15 protein-coding genes and 1 pseudogene are annotated in these 18,096 nt (G+C 73.4%); 4 read left to right on the top strand and 12 right to left on the bottom strand.

What is annotated here, in order from left to right; translation table 11 throughout:
• Window positions 1-61 precede the first annotated feature (61 nt).
• Window positions 62-907 (top strand): class I SAM-dependent methyltransferase, encoded by an 846-nt coding sequence (locus B0I33_RS28515; RefSeq protein ID WP_106182261.1) that lies wholly within the window; start codon window positions 62-64, stop codon window positions 905-907.
• 1 nt (window position 908) lies between these two features.
• Here the strand turns inward: B0I33_RS28515 and B0I33_RS28510 are convergent, their stop codons facing one another.
• Both B0I33_RS28510 and B0I33_RS28505 read right to left on the bottom strand, forming a co-directional pair.
• Window positions 909-1,871, bottom strand: a complete 963-nt coding sequence (locus B0I33_RS28510; RefSeq protein ID WP_106182259.1) for an esterase/lipase family protein — start codon at window positions 1,869-1,871, stop codon at window positions 909-911.
• 32 nt (window positions 1,872-1,903) lie between these two features.
• Window positions 1,904-2,461, bottom strand: a complete 558-nt coding sequence (locus B0I33_RS28505; RefSeq protein ID WP_106182257.1) for a hypothetical protein — start codon at window positions 2,459-2,461, stop codon at window positions 1,904-1,906.
• Between the two features lie 213 nt (window positions 2,462-2,674).
• Here B0I33_RS28505 and B0I33_RS28500 point away from each other — a divergent pair, with 213 nt between their 5' ends.
• Window positions 2,675-3,916: a PucR family transcriptional regulator gene (locus tag B0I33_RS28500; protein ID WP_106182256.1), complete on the top strand. Its 1,242-nt coding sequence runs from the start codon at window positions 2,675-2,677 to the stop codon at window positions 3,914-3,916.
• Window positions 3,917-4,180: 264 nt separating this feature from the next.
• Here the strand turns inward: B0I33_RS28500 and B0I33_RS28495 are convergent, their stop codons facing one another.
• The 9 genes from B0I33_RS28495 to B0I33_RS28455 are packed head-to-tail and all read right to left on the bottom strand — an operon-like array spanning window position 4,181 to window position 13,326.
• A complete protein-coding gene (locus B0I33_RS28495) occupies window positions 4,181-5,248 on the bottom strand; it encodes an MCE family protein (protein WP_106182254.1) in 1,068 nt (355 codons plus the stop codon).
• Window positions 5,248-6,249 (bottom strand): MCE family protein, encoded by a 1,002-nt coding sequence (locus B0I33_RS28490; RefSeq protein ID WP_106182252.1) that lies wholly within the window; start codon window positions 6,247-6,249, stop codon window positions 5,248-5,250. The genes B0I33_RS28495 and B0I33_RS28490 overlap by 1 nt, the downstream gene beginning before the upstream one ends.
• Window positions 6,249-7,262 carry an MCE family protein gene (locus B0I33_RS28485; RefSeq protein WP_106182251.1) on the bottom strand — a complete coding sequence of 338 codons (1,014 nt, stop codon included), beginning with the start codon at window positions 7,260-7,262 and terminating at the stop codon, window positions 6,249-6,251. Before B0I33_RS28485 ends, B0I33_RS28490 begins: the two co-directional genes overlap by 1 nt.
• Window positions 7,262-8,254 carry an MCE family protein gene (locus B0I33_RS28480; RefSeq protein WP_106182249.1) on the bottom strand — a complete coding sequence of 331 codons (993 nt, stop codon included), beginning with the start codon at window positions 8,252-8,254 and terminating at the stop codon, window positions 7,262-7,264. The genes B0I33_RS28485 and B0I33_RS28480 overlap by 1 nt, the downstream gene beginning before the upstream one ends.
• The gene (locus B0I33_RS28475) at window positions 8,251-9,267 is read right to left on the bottom strand and encodes an MCE family protein (protein ID WP_106182248.1); all 1,017 of its coding nucleotides are present in this window, start codon (window positions 9,265-9,267) and stop codon (window positions 8,251-8,253) included. Before B0I33_RS28475 ends, B0I33_RS28480 begins: the two co-directional genes overlap by 4 nt.
• Window positions 9,264-10,454, bottom strand: a complete 1,191-nt coding sequence (locus tag B0I33_RS28470) for an MCE family protein (protein WP_106182246.1) — start codon at window positions 10,452-10,454, stop codon at window positions 9,264-9,266. Before B0I33_RS28470 ends, B0I33_RS28475 begins: the two co-directional genes overlap by 4 nt.
• Window positions 10,451-11,287 carry an MlaE family ABC transporter permease gene (locus B0I33_RS28465; protein ID WP_106182365.1) on the bottom strand — a complete coding sequence of 279 codons (837 nt, stop codon included), beginning with the start codon at window positions 11,285-11,287 and terminating at the stop codon, window positions 10,451-10,453. The genes B0I33_RS28470 and B0I33_RS28465 overlap by 4 nt, the downstream gene beginning before the upstream one ends.
• Window positions 11,288-11,296: 9 nt before the next feature.
• Entirely contained in the window at window positions 11,297-12,103 is an 807-nt protein-coding gene (locus tag B0I33_RS28460) for an MlaE family ABC transporter permease (RefSeq protein WP_106182244.1), read from the bottom strand.
• Complete coding sequence (locus tag B0I33_RS28455; RefSeq protein WP_106182243.1) at window positions 12,100-13,326, bottom strand: DUF6801 domain-containing protein; 1,227 nt, start codon at window positions 13,324-13,326, stop codon at window positions 12,100-12,102. The genes B0I33_RS28460 and B0I33_RS28455 overlap by 4 nt, the downstream gene beginning before the upstream one ends.
• Window positions 13,327-13,685: 359 nt before the next feature.
• Here B0I33_RS28455 and B0I33_RS30620 point away from each other — a divergent pair, with 359 nt between their 5' ends.
• Window positions 13,686-14,246 (top strand): GtrA family protein, encoded by a 561-nt coding sequence (locus B0I33_RS30620; protein WP_106182241.1) that lies wholly within the window; start codon window positions 13,686-13,688, stop codon window positions 14,244-14,246.
• Here the strand turns inward: B0I33_RS30620 and B0I33_RS28445 are convergent.
• Window positions 14,231-15,700: pseudogene (locus B0I33_RS28445) on the bottom strand (AMP-binding protein); the annotation flags it as partial. The gene B0I33_RS30620 and the pseudogene B0I33_RS28445 overlap by 16 nt on opposite strands.
• A 1,017-nt stretch (window positions 15,701-16,717) precedes the next feature.
• On the opposite strand from B0I33_RS28445, the gene B0I33_RS30105 reads away from it, so the two are divergent.
• Window positions 16,718-18,034: a DUF6801 domain-containing protein gene (locus B0I33_RS30105; RefSeq protein ID WP_181193485.1), complete on the top strand. Its 1,317-nt coding sequence runs from the start codon at window positions 16,718-16,720 to the stop codon at window positions 18,032-18,034.
• The last annotated feature ends 62 nt before the right edge of the window (window positions 18,035-18,096 follow it).

The raw sequence follows: 18,096 nt of genomic DNA, 5'->3' as shown, positions 1-18,096 counted from the left end.
CACTCGTCCGTGGCTCCGTGGCCTTGCGCCGGGGACCGCCGGCACCCGAGACTGCGGAACCGTGCGCCTCCGCCGCGGACCCGACGCGATCAGCCCCACCGGCCACTACACCGGCTACGTCTGGGTGCGTCACGGGCTCGCGCCCGGCGCGCTGGCCACCCCCGAGGGCCGGGCCCTGTACTACGCCGCCGAGCCCGCGATGCGGCTCAGCCGGGCCGCCGGCGGCCCCACCTTCGAGGGCGTGCTGCTGGCCCGCCACCAGGTTCTCGACACGCTGCTGGCCCAGGCCGTCGAGCGGGGCGAGATCGGCCAGGTCGTGGAGGTCGCCGCGGGGCTGTCCGCGCGCGGTCACCGGTTCGCCGAGCGGTTCGGCCCGGCGCTCACCTACGTCGAGACCGACCTGCCCGGGATGGCCGGACGCAAGCGCGCCCTGCTGGACCGGCTCGGCGGCACGGGCCCGCACCACCGCGTCGCCGAACTGGACGCCCTGCGCGACACGGGGCCGGACAGCCTCGCCGCGCTCGCGGACACCCTCGACCCGGACACCGGAACGGCGATCCTCACCGAGGGCCTGCTCAACTACTTCGACCGCGCGGCGGTGACGGCGATGTGGCGGCGCTTCGCCACCGTGCTGGCCCGGTTCCCGCGCGGGACCTACCTCGCCGACCTGCACCTGCGGGAGCAGGCCGGCGCCCCCGCGCACCGGCTCGGCGCGGGTCTCGTCGGCGCGTTCGTGCGCGGCCGGGTGCACTTCCACTTCGCCGACCGCGCCGAGGCGGAGGCCGAGCTGCGGGCCGCGGGGTTCGCCACGGCCTCGGTGCGGGGGGCCGACGACCTGGCCGGACGGCCGGGCGACCGCAGCGCCCGGCTGGCCGGCATCGTGGCGGCCCGCACCGCGCGGGACTGACTCACACCACCGGCAGCGCCGGGGCGCACTCGCGCAGCGGCCCGGTGACGCCGAGCCCGCGCAGCACGAGCGCGATGGCCGCCGTGGAGTAGCTCATCGACAGGTGGTCGGAGAAGTCGATCGCGCAGTGGTCCTGGATGGTCACGTTCCGCACGGTGGCCCCGGGGCCCGCGGTGAGGAACGTCGACTCGTACGGCGTGGTCACCTGGTCGTACCTGGTCGCGATCACGACGTAGTCGACCCCCGCCACGGTGTCCCCGCCCTGGTTCAGCGTGCGCAGGAACTCGGAGCCGGCGTACTGCTGCCGCGCCGCCTCGCCCAGCACGGCAGGCGTGTGCGGCAGCAGGCCCAGCCGGTCCACCAGCGTGCCCAGCCCGCTGAGCGTGGTGCCGTGGTGGGTCGCGCCGAGCGTGACGAGCGTGCGCACCGCCTCCGCCCCGCCACCGAAGCGCAGATACCAGCGTGGCATCAGCCCGCCCTGCGAGTGCCCGACGATGTCTACTTCGGACGAGCCGGTGGCCGCGCGCACCCGGTCGACGAAGGTCGCGAGCTCCCCGGCCGAGGCGCGGATGTCGCCGTAGCCCTTGATGCCGGGCGCCAGGTTCACCGCCGCGCTGCCGTCGTCGCCGTAGTTCAGCGCGAAGACGCAGAACCCGGCGCGGCGCAGCGCGGGCGACAGCCGAGCGAAGTTGTTGTACCGGTTCTCCCACGTGCCGTGCACGAGCACCACCGGGCGGGGCCGGTCGGCCGACGGCGTGCACGACCAGTCGTTGGCGCCGGGCGGCACCGCGTCCGGATGTGCCTGCGAATAGAGGAACGCCGCGGCGAAACTGTGCAGTTCGGGACCGCGCGAACCCTCCCCGGCAGCCGCCGCCGGAGCGGCCGGGGCGGTCGCGAGAACCGCGGAGAACGCGACCGCGAGAACGGCCGACCGGCACACCACACGTCGTCGGGTGGTTTTCATGGACGCCTCCAGGAAATGTGTTCCGGAATGATTCAGGCGGGCGCTCCCAGCTGCCGGCAGGCCCGCGCGTCGTCGAATGCCGCGTCCAGTTCCGGATTCGCGCGCAGCTCCCGCTCCGGGCCCTCCACGAGGTTCACCTCGTCGAACACCGACCTGGCCGAGGTGATCGCGCGCTCGTACGACCGCGCGTCCGTGATCTCCGCCCCGGCGAGCGTGGACCGTGCCTCCTCGACCGCGCTCCTCGTGCCCGTCACGTTGTCCACGGCGCGCCGCAGCGCGGCGTCGCCGCTGTCCACCGGTGGCGCCCCCTCGCGCCGCAGCATGGTCTCGACCTCGGTCAGCGCCGTCGAGATGCGGCCGAGGTAGTCGACGAGCGCCGTCCGGCCCGCGTCCGGTTCGGCCGTGTCCACCTTCGGCAGCCGGGACAGCAGGTCACCGCCCCCGCGCACGGTCCGGCAGAACTCCTCGGCCCAGGCGACGGCGGCCGGGTTCTCCGGCCCCTCCTGCTCGCCGGAGCCGCACGCGGTCAGGCCGGCGGCCGCGACGACCGTGGCGACGGAGAGCGCACCGGCGAGGAATCGGCGGATCATGGCAGTCCCTTCAATTTCGTTCGACGGCCCGGAAAACGTACACAGCCACCCGCGCGGGCGACAACGGCGGACGCGAGTATTTCCGGATTCCGGTCATTATTTGTCAGACGCGGACAACGAACGCGGGCCGCTCTGACGAATTTCGCTGACGTCTACCGGGAAATCGTGGCCGTGTTTTGACAGCGCCGGTGACGCAAAACTACGTTGACCGGCATGACCACGCCCGGCACGCCGGCCGAGGCGAGCCGGAGCGATCCCGTCCGGCGAGCCACCGAGCAGGCCACGTCGCTGTGGGCCTCGCTGCCCCGTGACCTGAGCGAGCGGTTCGGCCCGCTCGTGGAAGGGCTGACCCGGGAGATCGTGCGGGAGGTGCGCCACGCGGTGCCCGCGTACTCCGGTCCGCTCGGCGCCGGGACCCTCGAGGACCTCGTGTCCGCCACGCGGCAGGCCGTGCTGCGCGGCAAGGACGCCATCCGGGCGGGTGCCGAGCCGGACCCGGCGTGGCAGGAGGTGTTCCGCAGGCTCGGCAGGGTGGAGTTCCGCAACGGCCGCAATCTCGACGCGCTGCAGGCGGCGTACCGCGTGGGCGGCCGGGTCGCGTGGCGGCACATCGCGGTGTGGGGTCAGCGGGAGCGGCTGCCGACCGAGCTGTTCGCGATCGCGGCCGAGGCCATCTTCGCCTACGTCGAGCAACTGTCCGCGCTGTCGATCGAGGGGTACACCGCCGCGCAGGCCGAATGCGACGGCGTCCGCGCGCGGCACCGGCGCAGGCTGGCGCAGCAGATCGTCGCCGACCCGCCCCCGGCGGGCAAGGAGATCGCGCGACTGTCGACGCTCGGGCACTGGCCGCTGCCCGAAGAGGTGGCGGTGGTGGCGGTCGCGCCGGACGACGAGGCCCCCGAGCTGTCCGCCGCCGAACTCGGCGACGACATCCTGGCCGATGTGGACAGTGGGCAGCCGTGCCTGGTCGTCGCCCACCCGGAGCGGGCCGGAGAACGGCTCGGCAGGCTGCTCGCGGGCCGCAGGGCGTGCGTCGGCCCCACCGTGCCGCTGGCGGAGGCGCCGGTGTCGCTGCGCTGGGCCCGGCGGGGCCTGCGGCTGGCGGAGCGCGGCGCCCTCGGTGCCGAGCCGGTCGTCTGGTGCCGGGACCACCTCACCACGCTCTGCCTGCTCGCCGACGAGTTCCTGGTCGAGGAGCTGCGCAGGCGGGTGCTCGCCCCGCTGGCGCCGCTGACGCCGAACCGCAGGGCGCGCACCGTGGAGACCGCGCTGGCGTGGCTGGAGAGCCGGGGCAACGCGCCCGCGGTGGCTGGGCGGCTCGGGATCCATCCGCAGACCGTGCGCTACCGCATGCGGCAGGTCACCGAGCTGCTCGGCGACCGGCTCGGCGACCCGGCCGCCCGCCTGGAACTCGAGCTGGCCCTGCGTGCCGAGCGCCTGCTGGCTCGTGAGTGAGGAACGCCCTGCCGAACGCCTGCTGACTCGTGCATGAAAGGCGGCGGCGCGCAGCGCCTCCACCAGGGGTGGTGGCCGGGCGACGGGCGGGCACAGCGGCGCGCAGCGCCTCCACCAGGGGTGGTGGCCGGGCGACGGGCGGGCACAGCGGCGCGCAGCGCCTCCGCCAGGGGTGGTGGTCGGGCGACGGGCGGGCACAGCGGCGCGCAGCGCCTCCGCCAGGGGTGGTGGTCGGGCGACGGGCGGGCGTTCGAACGACGTTCCTCACTCACGAGCCGGTCGGCGGACGCAGTGGGCGTCGGTGTTGAGCGGGGCGGGTGCGGTGTCGAGGCCGTCGCGGTACCGGGTGCCCTCGTAGCCCGTGGTGCACGGCAGCGGGTCGAAGAACGTGCTCGCCAGCCCGAAGCCCGCGGACTGTCCGCCGAGGACGGTCCGGCCGGCCGCGACCGCCCTCGGCGTGAGCACGAGCAGCTGCTCCAGCCCGTCGTGCCGGGTGCGGATCACCTCCGCCGTCGTCAGCAGGTTGCCGAGCAGGGTGGTCAGGCCCGGCCCGCTCTCCCGCAGCAGCTCGCCGACCTGCACGGCGGCCGCGGGCCCCGCCGAGAGCACCCCGCGCAGGTCCCCGTCGGAGTTCCGCAGCCGCCGGGCGACGAGCCTGGCGTTCCGCCCGAAGTCCCGCAGTGCCTCGGCGGCCGAGACCTGGGTCTCCAGCACGGTGCCCGCGTCGGTGATCAGCCGTACGGTCTGTGGCAGGTGCTCGCCGGCGGCCCCGGTGAAGCCGGCCGTCGCGTCCAGCAGGGCCTGCAGGCTCGGCCCGGTGTCCCGGGTGGCGAGGTAGAGCTCGTCGACCACCGTGCGCAGGTCGTCCCTCGGCACCGAGGCGACCAGCCGGTCCAGGTTGCGCACCAGTTCCTCGCTGCGCAGCGGGGTCTCGGTGTCCTCGGCCTCGATCACCGAGCCGTCGGCCAGGTACGGCGCGCCGTCCGACCGGGGGCGGAGGTCGACGTACTGCTCACCGACCGCCGAGCGGTGGGCCACCACGGCCAGCACGTCGGCGGGCACCGGCGGCGCGTCGTCGTCGATGCGCAGGTCGGCCTCCACCCCCTCGCCGGCCAGGCGCAGCTGCCCGACCCGCCCGATGGCCACCCCCCGGTAGGTCACCTCGGCGTTGCCGAAGATGCCGCCCGATTCGGCCAGGCGCGCCCTGACCACGTACCCGGAGCCGCCGACCAGCCGGTCGAGCCCGACGTAGGTGGCGCTCACGTAGCTGATCCCGGCGAGCGCCACGAGCACGAACGCGATCACCTGCAGCCGTACCTTGCGGGTCAGCATCAGCCCGCACCGCCGTCCGGCGCCGTCCGCGCGTCGTAGTCGAGGTACAGGTTCAGGTAGTCGCCCCGCACGGCGTCGAGCGCGGCGTCGGGGAACGGGAAGGTCAGCAGGATCTCCATGGCTTCGGGCAGCCGTGCCCCGGCCTCGTCGAGCCGCCGCAGGATCGGCTCCAGCGCCCGCAGATCGGCGACGAGGTCGTCCTTGCCGCGCCGCACGGTGTCCACGGCGACGGCGGCGAGGGAGTCGAGTGCCGTCAGCATCCGCACCAGCTGCCGCCGCTGGCCTGCCAGCGCCTCGACGCCGGGCGCCAGGTCGTCGATGGCGCCCGCGATGTCGTCCTTGCGGGCCGCGAGCGTGCCGCTGAGCTCGGCGACGGAGTCGAGCGCGCGGGAGATCTCGTCCCGGCGCCGGTCCAGCCCGCCGAGGAAGGTGTCCAGGCCGGACAGCAGGTTCTTGATCTCGGTCTCCCTGCCGCCGAGCGCGGCGTTCAGCTCCCGGGTGATCTGCTGCAGCTGGCCGATTCCGCCGCCGTTGAGGACCAGCGACAGCGCCCCGAGCACCTCCTCGACCTCGGTGCTGCGGTCGGTGCGGGCGACCGGGATGCGGGCCCCGTCGGCCAGCCTGCCCCGGGGTTCGGCGGTCTCCGGTGGGCCCAGCTCGACGAACTTCTCCCCCAGCACGCTGGACTGCCGCAGCCGCGCGACCGCGTTGGCGGGCAGCTCGACCGACCCGCGCACCACGAGGGTCACTTCGGCGGTCCGGCCGTCCGGTGCCAGCTCGATGCGTTCCACCTGCCCGACCGGGACGTCGGCGACCTTCACCGACGACTGCGGCACGAGGTCGAGCACGTCGGTGAAGCTCGCCGTCACCCGGAACGGCCGGTCGCCGAGGTCCGGCCCGCCCGGCAGCGGGGTGCCGTAGAGCCCCGGCAGCGCGGAGCATCCGGCGACGAGCGTGAGCACCGCCGCGAGCACCGTGGCCCGGATTCCCCGTCGCGCCATCAGTTGCCCCCCGTCGTCGGCAGCGGCAGCACCGAGCCCATGCTGAACTCGTTGAGGTTGACGCGGGAGTCCAGCGTGCCGGTGCGCTCGTCGTAGGCTGCGAGCACCCGGCGCAGCGCGCCCGGCGCCTCGTCGAGCGCCATCGCCAGCGAGTCGCGCTGCCGCACCAGCGTGCCGGTGACGCTCGCCAGTTTGTCCACATTGGAGCGAAGGCGTGCCCGGTTGCCGCGGACGAACTCCGCCACCGTGTCGAGCGCGCCGGCCAGCTCGTGCAGCGCGGCACCGAACTCGTCACGGTCGTCGGCCAGGTAGCCCGAGACGGTGGCGAGCAGGCGCTCGAACCTGGCCACCTGGGCGTCGCTCTCGGCGAGCATCGTGGTGAACCGCTGCAGCCCGTCGACGGTGGCGAAGAAGTCGTCCTGTGTCCCGTTCAGCGTCCTGGCCGCCTTGCCCAGCTCGCGGACCATCCGCCCGGCCTGCTCACCGTTGCCGTCCAGGTACTCGGCGCCGGTGGCGAGCAGGTCGCCGAGCGCGCCACCGCCGTTGGCGCCGTCGGGGCCGAGCGCCGTGGTGAGCCGGTCGAGACTGCCGAACACCTCGTCGATCTCCACCGGCACGGCCGTGCGGTCGGTGCCCAGCACGGCACCGTCCGGCAGCGTGGGACCTCCGGTGTGGACGGGCGAGAGCTGGACGTAGCGGTCGCTGACCAGGCTCGGCGTCACGACAAGTGCCCGTGCCCCGGCGGGCACGGCCACATCCGGGTCCACGGACAGCACCACCCGGACGTCCCGCCCGCTCGGCTCCACCGCGTCCACGGTGCCGACGGGCACGCCGAGCACGCGCACGTCCGATCCCGGGTAGATGCCCACGGCAGCGGTGAAGAACGCGGTGAACCGCTGGTCGCGCCGCGGGTCGAGCACCACGAGCGTGGCCGAGGCGGCGAGCACCGCGGCGACGGCGAGCGCGAGCAGGCGGCGCAGGCGGCGCGCCCGGGGCCGTGGTCGGCGGGTCATCACTGTCCCCCTTCCGGTTTCGGTGGCCGGCAGCTCCCGTCCTCGCCGGAGGTGACGAGTCCGCAGAGGTAGGTGTCGATCCAGGGCCCGTTGCTGACCGCGTCGCCGAGCAGCCGGTAGAACGGCCCGGCCAGCCGCAGGCTGCGGTCCAGCTCGTCCTGGTTGCGCCGCAGCACCTCGGTCACCCGGTCCAGCTGCGCCAGCGCGGGCCCGAGCCGGCGCTGGTTGTCGGCGACCACGCCGGACAGCTGGCGGGAGAGGTCCCGCGCCCCGGTCAGCAGCGCGTGCACGGCTTCCCTGCGTTCGCGGAACTCCTCGAGCAGCACGTTGCCGTCGGAGAGCAGTGTGCGTACCTGCTCGCTGCGCTCGGCCAGCGTGGTGCTCAGCTCGCCGGTGTTGCCGAGCAGGCGCTCGAGGTCGGCGTCGCGTTCGGACACCGTGCGGGACAGGGCGGCCAGGCCGTCCAGCGCGCCGCGCAGGTTCTCCGGGGTCGTGCCGCGCAACGTCTCGGAGAGGGTGCGGAAGCTCTCCGCGAGCCGTGCGGTGTCGAGCCCGCCCGCGGTGCGGGCGAGGTCGCCGAACGCCTCGTTGACGTCGTACGGCGTCACCGTGCGCTCGCGCGGGATCGGCCGCTCCGGGTCCTGCTCGGCGTCCCCGCGCGGTTCCAGGGCGAGGTTCTTCGCGCCCAGCAGTGTCTTGATCCGGATCGCGGCGACCGTCTCGTCGCCGATCCACACGTCGTCGACGCCGAAGGTGACCCGCACGTGGTCCCCTTCGAGGTCGACCGAGCGCACCTCACCGACCTGCACGCCCGCCACCCGGACCTCGTCGCCCGACCGCAGCCCGGCGGCCTCGGTGAACTCGGCCGTGTAGGTGGTCCCGGTGCCGGGCAGGCGGTCCCAGAAGAACGTCAGCAGCACCACGGCGAGCACGGCGGCGGCGCCGAGGAAGCCGAGCCGGACGGGATCGCGGGACTGGAACGGCGTGATCATCGCGTGCACCTCGGTTGGGTCACCGGCACCCCGACCGGGCCGCCGCCGGGGGCGGGCACGGCGTCGGAGGTCACCGAGCAGAGGTAGAAGTTGAGCCACGAGCCGTAGGAGGCGATGCGCCCGATCGACTCGTACTTGCGCGGCAGGTTGGCGAGCACGCCCTCGAACTCCGGGGTGTTGTCGGCGAGCGTCTTCGACAGCGCGCCGAGCGCGGCGATGTCGGCCCGCAGCGGTGCCCTGCCCTCGGCGAGCAGGTCCGCGGTGCTGCCGCTGAGCTCGCCGACACCCTCGACGGCCGCGCCGATCGGGCCCGCCTCCCGCGCCAGGCCCGACACGAGCCGCTGGGTGGTGGCCAGCAGGCCGGATAGCCGGTCCCCGCGCGCGTTGACGCGGTCGAGCACGGCGTTGAGGTTGCCGACGACGCGTTCGATCACCCGGTCCTTGTCGGCGAGGGTCGAGGTGAGCGACGCCGTGTGCCGCAGCAGGCTGTCGACCGTGCCGCCCTCCCCTTGCAGCACCCGGACAATCTCGGCGGCGAGACGGTTCACGTCGTCCGGCGAGAGTGCCTGGAACAGCGGCTTGAACCCGTTGAACACGGCCGTGAGGTCGAGAGCGGGACTCGTGCGCTCCAGCGGGATCAGCGCGCCTGCCCGCAGTGTCCCCGACGGGTCCTCGCCCTGGTCGAGGGCGATATAGCGCTGGCCGATGAGGTTGCGGTACTTCACCGTCGCGGTGACCGATGTGGACAGTTTCCGGGTGCGCTCGACGGAGAACTCCACCTCGGCGATGCCGCGGTCGACGATCGTGACGTGCTCGACCTGTCCGATGCGGACACCGGACATGCGGATGTCGTCCCCCGGGTTGACGGAGGTGACGTCGGTGAACCGGGCGCGGTAGGCGACGGCGTCGCCGCCGTCCCGGTTGGCGATGGCGGTGCCGAGCACGGCGGTGGCGACCAGCGTCACCAGCGCGAACACGAGCCCCTTGACCAGCGGCTTGGTGATGTTCCTCATCGCAGGGTCACCTCCGTTCCGCGCAGCAGCGGTCCGACCAGCAGCGCGCCCCAGCCGGGGACCTCGGCGGGCCGGGAGCCCTGCCCCGCGGCGATGAGCTCGGTGAGCAGCCGGTGCTCGGCCGTCGAGTACGCGGCGGGGGCGGGCCCGCCCGCGGCGGGGCACCACGGCCCCGGCGGAGGGCTGGGTGCGGTGCGCCGGGGGCGTTCGGCGGGTTTGAGCGTGAGGTCCACGTGCAGCCCCGGCTCGTCTGTTCCGGCGCCGAGCACGCGTTCCACCTGGGGCTTGAGCCTGGCCGCGGCCTCGGCGAGGCACGGGAACACCGGCGAGTACTCGGCGAGCAGCCGCAGCGTGGGCTCGCTCGCGGCGGCCAGGCCGATGATCTCCTCCCGGTTGGTGCCGGTGAACCGCTCCAGCTCGTGCGCGGCGCCGGTGACGGTGCGCAGCAGCGCACCGAGGTCGTCGTCGTGCCGCGCGAGGGTCACGCCGGTGGCGCGCAGGTCGGCGAACGCGGACACCAGGTCGGGCGCGGCGGCCTGGTAGCCGTCGACGGCGTCGGCGAACCGGGTGATGGCTTCCCGCAGCTCCGGCACGGCGGGGTTGAGCCGGGCGAGGTAGCCGCCGAGCGTTTCCAGTGTCCGGCCCAGCAGCTCGCCCCTGCCCTCCAGTGCCTGCGCCACCGCGCCGAGCGTGCTCGCGAGCTTCTGCGGCTGCACGGTGCGCAGCACGGGCAGCAGGTCGTTGAGCGCCTGTTCCAGCTCGACGCTGCCCGGGTCGCGGTCCTGCCGGATCTCCGCGCCCGCCCGCAGCGGCACCGGGGCCGGCTCCTCCGGCAGGACGAGGCTGACGTAGCGCTGCCCGAACAGGGTCTTCGGCAGCAGCCGCGCGGTGACGTTGGCGGGCAGCTGCCCGGCGAACGCCGGGTCGAGCGCGAGGCCGACCTCGATGCCGCGACCGGGCTCGCCGAGCCGGATGTCCCGGACGGTGCCCACGAGCACGCCGTTGACCTTGACGTCGGCGTTCTCGGTGAGCTGGGTGCCCGCCCGGCCGGCGTGCAGGGTGACGTCGACGGTGCGGGTGAACGACTTCTGGTAGACGGCGACGGCGAACCAGCCGAGCCCGGCGAGCAGCAGCAGGAACACCACGCCGAACGCGTGGTAGCGGAGCCGTCCGCGGTCGCCGGTCATCCCGCCACCCGCACGGTCGTGGTCGCGCCCCAGATGGCGAGGCTGAGGAAGAAGTCGAGGACGCTCACCAGCACGATCGAGGTGCGCACCGACCGGCCCACGGCCACGCCCACCCCGGCGGGACCGCCGCTGGCGCGGTAGCCGTAGAAGCAGTGGGTGAGGATCACGCCCACGCTGAACACCAGGACCTTGCCGAACGACCAGAGCACGTCCTCCGGCGGCAGGAACAGGGTGAAGTAGTGGTCGTACGTGCCCGCCGACTGCCCGTAGAGGTGAACGGTGGTGGCGCGCGCGGCGACGTAGGAGGTGAGCAGCCCGACGACGTAGAGCGGGATGATCGCGATGAACCCGGCGACGATCCGCGTGGTGACGAGGAACGGCACGCTGCGCACGGCCATCACCTCCAGCGCGTCGATCTCCTCGGAGATCCGCATCGCGCCGAGCTGGGCGGTGAAGCCGGAGCCCACGGTGGCCGAGAGGGCCAGCGCCGCCACGAGCGGCGCGATCTCGCGCGTGTTGAAGTAGGCGGAGAGGAACCCGGCGAACGCGGACGTGCCGATCTGGTCGAGCGCGGTGAAGCCCTGCAGGCCGACGACCGTGCCGGTGAACACGCACAGGCCGACCATCACGCCGATCGTGCCGCCGATCACCGCGAGCGCCCCGCTGCCGAACGTCACCTCCGCGAGCAGCCGCACGACCTCGCGGCGGTAGCGGGTGACGGTGACCGGCACCCACGCCAGCGCGCGCCCGTAGAACGCGAGCTGGTCACCCAGCCGCGCCAGGCCGTCGAGCGGCCGCTCCGCGTCGAGCAGCCGGTGCCGTCCGCCGGTCATCGTCACCGTTCACGCTCCCTTCGCCGGGACGACCCGCAGGTAGATCACGCTGATCACGAGGTTCACCAGGAACAGCAGCAGGAACGTGATGACCACGGACTGGTTGACCACGTCGCCGACCCCCTTCGGCCCGCCCCTCGGGTTGAGGCCGCGGTAGGCGGCGACGAGCCCGGCGAGGAAGCCGAAGAGCACCGCCTTGATCTCGCCGACCCACAGGTCGGACAGCTGTGCCAGCGCGGAGAAGCTGGCGAGGAACGCGCCCGGCGTGCCGCCCTGCACGATGACGTTGAAGAAGTAGCCGCCGCACACGCCGACCACGCTGACCATGCCGTTGAGCAGGGCGGCGACCAGCATGGACGCGAGCACCCTCGGCACGACCAGCCGCTGGACCGGGGAGACGCCGAGCACCCGCATCGCGTCGATCTCCTCGCGGATGGTGCGGGAGCCGAGGTCGGCGCAGATGGCCGAACCGCCTGCCCCGGCCACGACGAGCGTGGTCACGATCGGGCTCGCCTGCTGGATCACGGCGAGCACGCTCGCCGCCCCGTTGACCGACCCGGCACCGATCTGGCTGGTGAGCGAGCCGAGCTGGAGCGTGATCACCGCGCCGAACGGGATCGACACCAGCGCGGCGGGCAGGATGGACACGCTGGCGACGAACCAGAACTGGCCGATCAGCTCGCGCACCTGGAACGGCCGCCGGAACAGGCCGACGAGCACGTCGAGGCCCAGCGCGACGAGGCGGCCGAACTCGGCGACGGCGGTGAGCGCGCGGCCGGGCGGCCCCGCGGTCCCGAGGTCCCTGGTCGCGGTCACAGCCCGACCCCCACGGTGGTGAGCACGGTCGTGATCTCGTTGCCCGGCCCGGAGATCAGCCCGGACAGCAGCGGGTCGAGGTCCTCGTGCACCCCGCAGCCGGTGAACCGGGGGATGGCGGCCACCGACTCGAACGTGGACCGGGCGCCGGGCGTGAGATCCGCCTTGCCGCGCATCCGCACCTCCAGCGGCCGCTCGGTGCGGCAGTGGTCGCCGACCTCCAGCGGCACGCCGTCCTGCCGCACGTGGGACACGGCGAGGCCGAGCCGGGCGGTGACGTCGACGTCCGGGTGGAACAGGTCGGGCAGGATGCCCGCCGTGCCGCTCACCCTGCCGTTCTGCGTGAGCGTCACGGTGCTGGTGACCGGCAGGAACCGGAACACCACGAAGTACCCCTCGCCCGGCGGGATGGCCAGGTCACCCTCGATGCGCACCTGACCGGCGACGTCGGTGGGGTACAGCCCGGCGTCGAAGGTGCCCCGCGGCATGGTGAGGTCCGAGCCGAGCTTGGCGACGCGGGTGGTGGTGTCGACGAGGAACCGCGCGGTGAGCAGCGGCGCCTCCGGCTCCGCCGCCGGAGCCGGTGCGGGCCGGGCGGCCGTCCCCTGTCCCGCCGGAGCCGCGGCCGCCGGGGTGGCGGCCACCGTGCCGAGCCGCCCGCCCTGCCCTGGCCCGGTGGCGCAGGGCGCCGTCCCGGCCCCGGTTCCGGAGTGGACGGTGAGCGTGGGGGTGAGGGCGGCCAGTTCGACGGTGAGGTCGCCGGAACCTGGCGCCGCGAGCGGAACCGGCTTCCCGGCGAGCGGGATCCGCCAGTCGCCCCCGGCGGGCAGCGGCAGGTCCGCTGTGGACTCCAGCGTGGCGGGCACGGCGGTGCCTGCCCCGTCGCGGTGCAGCGCGAGGGTGGCGGACGCCGACACCGTCACCGCGGTGGCGCCTGCCCCGTGCAGGGCGGTCACGGCGGAGGCGGGCAGCGTGGCCACACCCGCCACGGCCGCCGTCTCCGGGATGCCCTCCCGGCTCAGCGTGGCGGGCAGGTCGGCGGTGAACGACAACGTCACCGGCACCGGATCGCCGCCGGGCACCGGGCACTCGCCGCCGATCTCCACCGCGGCCGCCGCCGTGCCCGGCGGTGCGGGGATCGCGGCGGTCGCCAGGAGCACGCTCGCGCTCGCGGCGAGCGCCGCGCACCGGCCGCGTGCGTGCGACCACCGCCAGGATCTCATCGGGAACACTCCGCGTCACAGGAATCGGAAACCGCATTACGTGCGGCGACTGGAGAGCCACCGTATCCGCGGCGCAAGGGCCCGACAATGACCTCGGGACATCGATTCCCGCGCGCTCACGGAAATCGCCGATTGTTGTCACGAGCGGCCAACGACCGTCGGCAAAGTTGTTGGCAGCCAAGAAGTTTCGGTGTTCCGAGCGGAACGCACATCGGCCGCGTCATTCTTGTGCGCGGCGGACAAAAAGCGACTTCGCGGGGGCCGGGCGGGTTCCGGCCGATTGCGGCTCTCGCCCGCCCTGCAGTAGCTTCCGGCTGCGCCCGTGGTTCCCGGCGTGATTTCCGCCCGGTGGAGGTGCCATGCTCCGATCCGCGCTCGTACGGCACCGCGAGCTGCTCCGGTTCGGCGCGGTCGGCGCCATCGCGTTCGCCGTCACCGCCGCCGTGAACTACGCGCTGAAGCTGTCCGTGCTGGCGGCGAAGCCGGTCACCGCGCTCGCCGTCGCCACGGTCGTCGCGACGGGTGTGTCGTACGTGCTGTCGCGAACGTGGTCGTTCCGCGAGCGGGGCGGGCGCAGGCGGCACCACGAGGCGGTGCTGTTCGGCACGGTCAACGCCGTCGCCGTCGTCATCAACGTGGCGCCCGCCTTCGTGTCCCGGTACGTGCTGAACCTGCGGGTGCCCCTGGTGTCCCTGACCGCGCAGGAGATCGCCGACTTCACGGCCGGGATGGTGGTGGGCACGGTGCTCGCGACCGGTTTCCGCTGGTGGGGCTACCGGCGGTGGGTCTTCCCTGCGTCCGCCGCCCGCCGGTCGCCGGGCGGCACGAGCAGTCGTTTGAGCACCTTGCCGGTGGCGTTGCGCGGGAGCTCGTGGGTGAACAGCACCTCGCGGGGCATGCAGAACCGGGGGATCCGCTGACGCAGGAAGGCGAGCACGTCACCGGCCGAGAGCTGGGCCTCGGGCGAGGTGACCACGTAGGCCAGCAACCGGTGGCCGAACTCGGGATCGGGGACCCCGACGGCGGCGGCCTCGTTGACGCCGGGCATGGTGGCGAGCGCGTCCTCGACGGAGCGGGGGAAGACGTTCTCCCCGCCGGAGACGATCATGTCGTCGTCGCGACCGGCGACGAACAGCCTGCCGTCCGCGTCGAGGTAACCGCGGTCGCCGGTGTCCATGAGCGAGTGCCGCCGCTCCCGGCCCGAGCCGTCGGTGTAGCCGTCGAAGAGCATGTCGTTGCGCACGAAGACGCGGCCGACCGCGCCGGGCGGCGCCGGGTCGCCGGTCGGCTCCAGCACCGCGACCTGGCTGCCCAGCGGCGGGTAGCCCGCGGTGCCCGGCGCGGCACGCAGGTCGGCGGGCCCGGCGACGGTGGCCACCGACACCTCCGTGGAGCCGTACAGGTTGTAGAGCACGTCCCCGAAGGCGTCGAGGAAGTCGGTGACGAGCTTCGGCGGGAGCGCCGAGCCGCTGCTGGCGACCACCCGCAGGCTGGAGGTGTCGTACCGGCCGCGGACCTTGGCCGGCAGGTCCATGATGCGCTGGAGCATGACCGGCACGGCGAACATCGAGGTGCAGCGGTACTGCTCGATGGCCTGCAGGCAGTCCTCGGGGTCGAACCGGCGGCGCAGCACGAGTCCCGCGTGCAGCGGCATGCCCACCTGCACCGCGGCCAGGCCCCAGGTGTGGAAGACGGGCGCGGCGACGAGCATGCGCTCGCCCGCGCGCAGCGGGATGCGGGACAGGAGGGCGAGCGCGGCGCCGAGGCCCTTCGGGGTCGGCCGCCGCGCGCCCTTCGGCGTGCCCGAGGTGCCCGACGTCAGCACCACCAGGCGGCCCGGCCGGTCCGGCGGCGTGAGCGGTCCGCCCGGCTCGGTGGCGATCAGGTCGTCCACGGTGACCCGCCTGCGCCCGGAGCGGCCGCCGAGGGTGCCGACCACCAGCACGTCGTCCCGCAGCCCGGCGAGGTGCTCGTCGAACTCGGGATCGCCGAACACGACCCGCGCGCGGTGCCGGTGCACGGCCTCGGCGACCTGCCTGCCCGCGAGGCCGGTGTTGAGCAGCAGCGTGTGCGCGCCGAGCTTGCCGCACGCGATGAGCACGTGCAGCAGGGCGGCGTGGTTGCGGGCGAGGACGGCGACGGTCCGGCCCGCGCCGACCCCGATCTCCCGGAGCCCCCAGGCCAGGCGGGTGGTGCGGCGATCGAGGTCGGCGAACGTCCACCGCGTCTCCTCGTCGGCCACGGCGATCGCGTCGGGGGCGGACGCCGCCGCGGCCTGGTACCCGCCCGCGAGCGTGGCTCCCCAGCGCGACAGCGCGCGCAGCTGCCGGATGATCTTGGCGGGTGACGAGGGGGCGATCACGCCCGCGTCCATGAGCGTGCGGGCGGCCTTGAGCTGGGTGGGCGGGGACCAGACGGGCAGCGGTGCGCCGATCCCGCCGAGGTGGTCGTCGATGCGCCGGATGCCGTCGGTGAGCCACGCGCGGATCTCCGGCTCGGCGAACTCGCGATGGGCGACGGCCGTCCGGAAGAAGTAGACCTTCACGCGCGTGCCCGCCACACCGGCGTCCTCCAGGTGCACCGAGACACAGCCGGTGGCGCCCTTCAGGCTCTCCAGGACGAAGTGCTCCCCGCGCCGGTACTGCACGGTGTCCACCTCGAGCGGGACGACCGCGCCCTCCTCGCGGACGCGCATCCGGTAGGTGCGCCGCCTGCCGTCCGCGGCGACGCGCTCGCACGAGCCGATGCCGCGGAAGAAGCGGGGATACCGCTCGGGGTCGGCCAGTATCTTCCACAGCTCGGCCCTCGGCTGGTCCACGAAGACGTCGAAGACCGCGCATTCGACCGTCATGGGTGCACCGTCCCGTCTTTCACCAGCCCGGGGCTGCGACCGCCTGGCTCCCGCCCGCGCCGAATCGAGCAACTCGCAAGGAATAGCATTACTCCGAACGGCGGTCAACTGATCGTTGAAAGTGCAATTTCACGGATGGAGACGGCTCGGCCACGTTGTGCTCAGGTGAGCATCCCGGCACCGGCGTTTACCCCGTTCCGCACAATTCCATCCCGCCCCGGCCTGCCCGTCGGCGAACCTGTGATCCCCCGCCGAAACGGCCCCGCATTTCTTGTCAAAAATCGCTGAACCGGCGAGTCTGTCGTGCACGACCAAGGCGCACCGACGGTACGTATCGAATCGTGACAAATTCGCCCGCCATCTCGGTTTCCGCTGGAGACAGCCTTGCCCGCGCGGTTTCCCCGTAGGTAGCTTACCCGGGAGTAGGGAATGGCGGACCGCGTTTCCCTGCTACTCGACAAAATCCGCCGTCGACCTCCACGACGGGCACATTGTCGTGTCACGCCATTTCGTATCTCGATGGATACCACGGAGGATAATGTGAAACACAGACCGAGCACGCGACGGCTGGTGACCAGGACCGTGGCGGGTGGCGCCGCGGCGAGCATGGTCATCGGTGGTCTGCTGGCAGGCGCCGGGTCAGGTTCGGCCGACCCGGTGTCCCTGACGCTGAACTACCAGTGTCCGTTCCCGCTCATCGGCACGCAGGCGATCACGATCGACATCTCGACCGACATCCCGACCACGATCGAGGTGGGTGAGCCGACGCCCGAGTTCGAGATCACGGCGGTGGCGACCGTGCCGGAGACGGCCACGCAGGGCCTGAACCTGGTCGGCGCGGAAACCGTCGAGGGATCGGCGCTGGCGTCGTCGACGGTGACGGTGCCCGAGGCGACGCTGCCGGTGGAGGTGCCGACCACGATCCCGTCGACGCCGATTCCGGACTCGGGGTCGTTCCAGGTGACCTCGACCGGCAACGCGCCGTCGCTGACGTTCACGCAGGCGGGTGACGGCACGATCAGCGTGGGCGACGTCCTGCTCACGATGACGCCGCGGACGGCCGACGGCTCGGAGACCGGGCTGGGCACGTTCGACTCGCAGTGCGTGCAGGACCCGGGCCAGGACAACACGCTGGCGACGTTCCAGATCGTCGAGCCGGAGCCGACCGAGCCCACGGAGCCGACCGAGCCGACCGAGCCGACGGAGCCGACCGAGCCCACGGAGCCCACGGAGCCGACCGAGCCGACCGAGCCCACGGAGCCCACCGAGCCGACCGAGCCCACCGAGCCGACCGAGCCCACGGAGCCCACGGAGCCCACGGAGCCTACGGAGCCCACCGAGCCGCCGGGTGGCATCGAGTACAGCTACGGCCTGGAGGGCTCGTCGCACATCGCGAAGCTACGGGCCTCCGCACCGCTCACCGGTGGCATCGACGCGGAGCTCGACCTCGCCAGCGGCGACTTCACCGCGGACCTGCTGCTGCACCCGACCAGCGTGAAGGCCCGGCTGTTCGGCCTGTTGCCGATCAGATCGAAGGTCGAGTTCCAGCAGGAGGGCAAGACCACGGGCACGCTGACCGGCGGCCGGCTCACCGCGAACGCCTCCACCACGATCACGATGCCGAAGATCACCGTGTTCGGCTTCCCCATCAGCAGGTCGCCCGACTGCCGCACGTCCGAGCCGTCCGACATCGCGCTGACGTCGGAGGACGGCTTCGACCCGCTCGCGGGCGGTGACCTCTCCGGCACCTACGAGATCGCACCGCTCACCGATTGCGGGGCGCTGAACAACGTCGTCAGCGCCTTCGTCGCCGGACCGGGCAACACCGTCGACGTCACCCTGACGCCACAGCAGTAGACCGGCGTCCCGGAGGAAGGCCCGCCCCATCGGCCACGGTGGGGCGGGCCTTCCGCACGGGT

Origin of the sequence: Prauserella shujinwangii (assembly GCF_003001955.1) — a bacterium.
Lineage (GTDB): Bacteria > Actinomycetota > Actinomycetes > Mycobacteriales > Pseudonocardiaceae > Qaidamihabitans > Qaidamihabitans shujinwangii.
The sequence above is the reverse complement of the archived record's forward strand: the minus strand, read 5'-3'. Positions and strand labels throughout refer to the sequence as shown.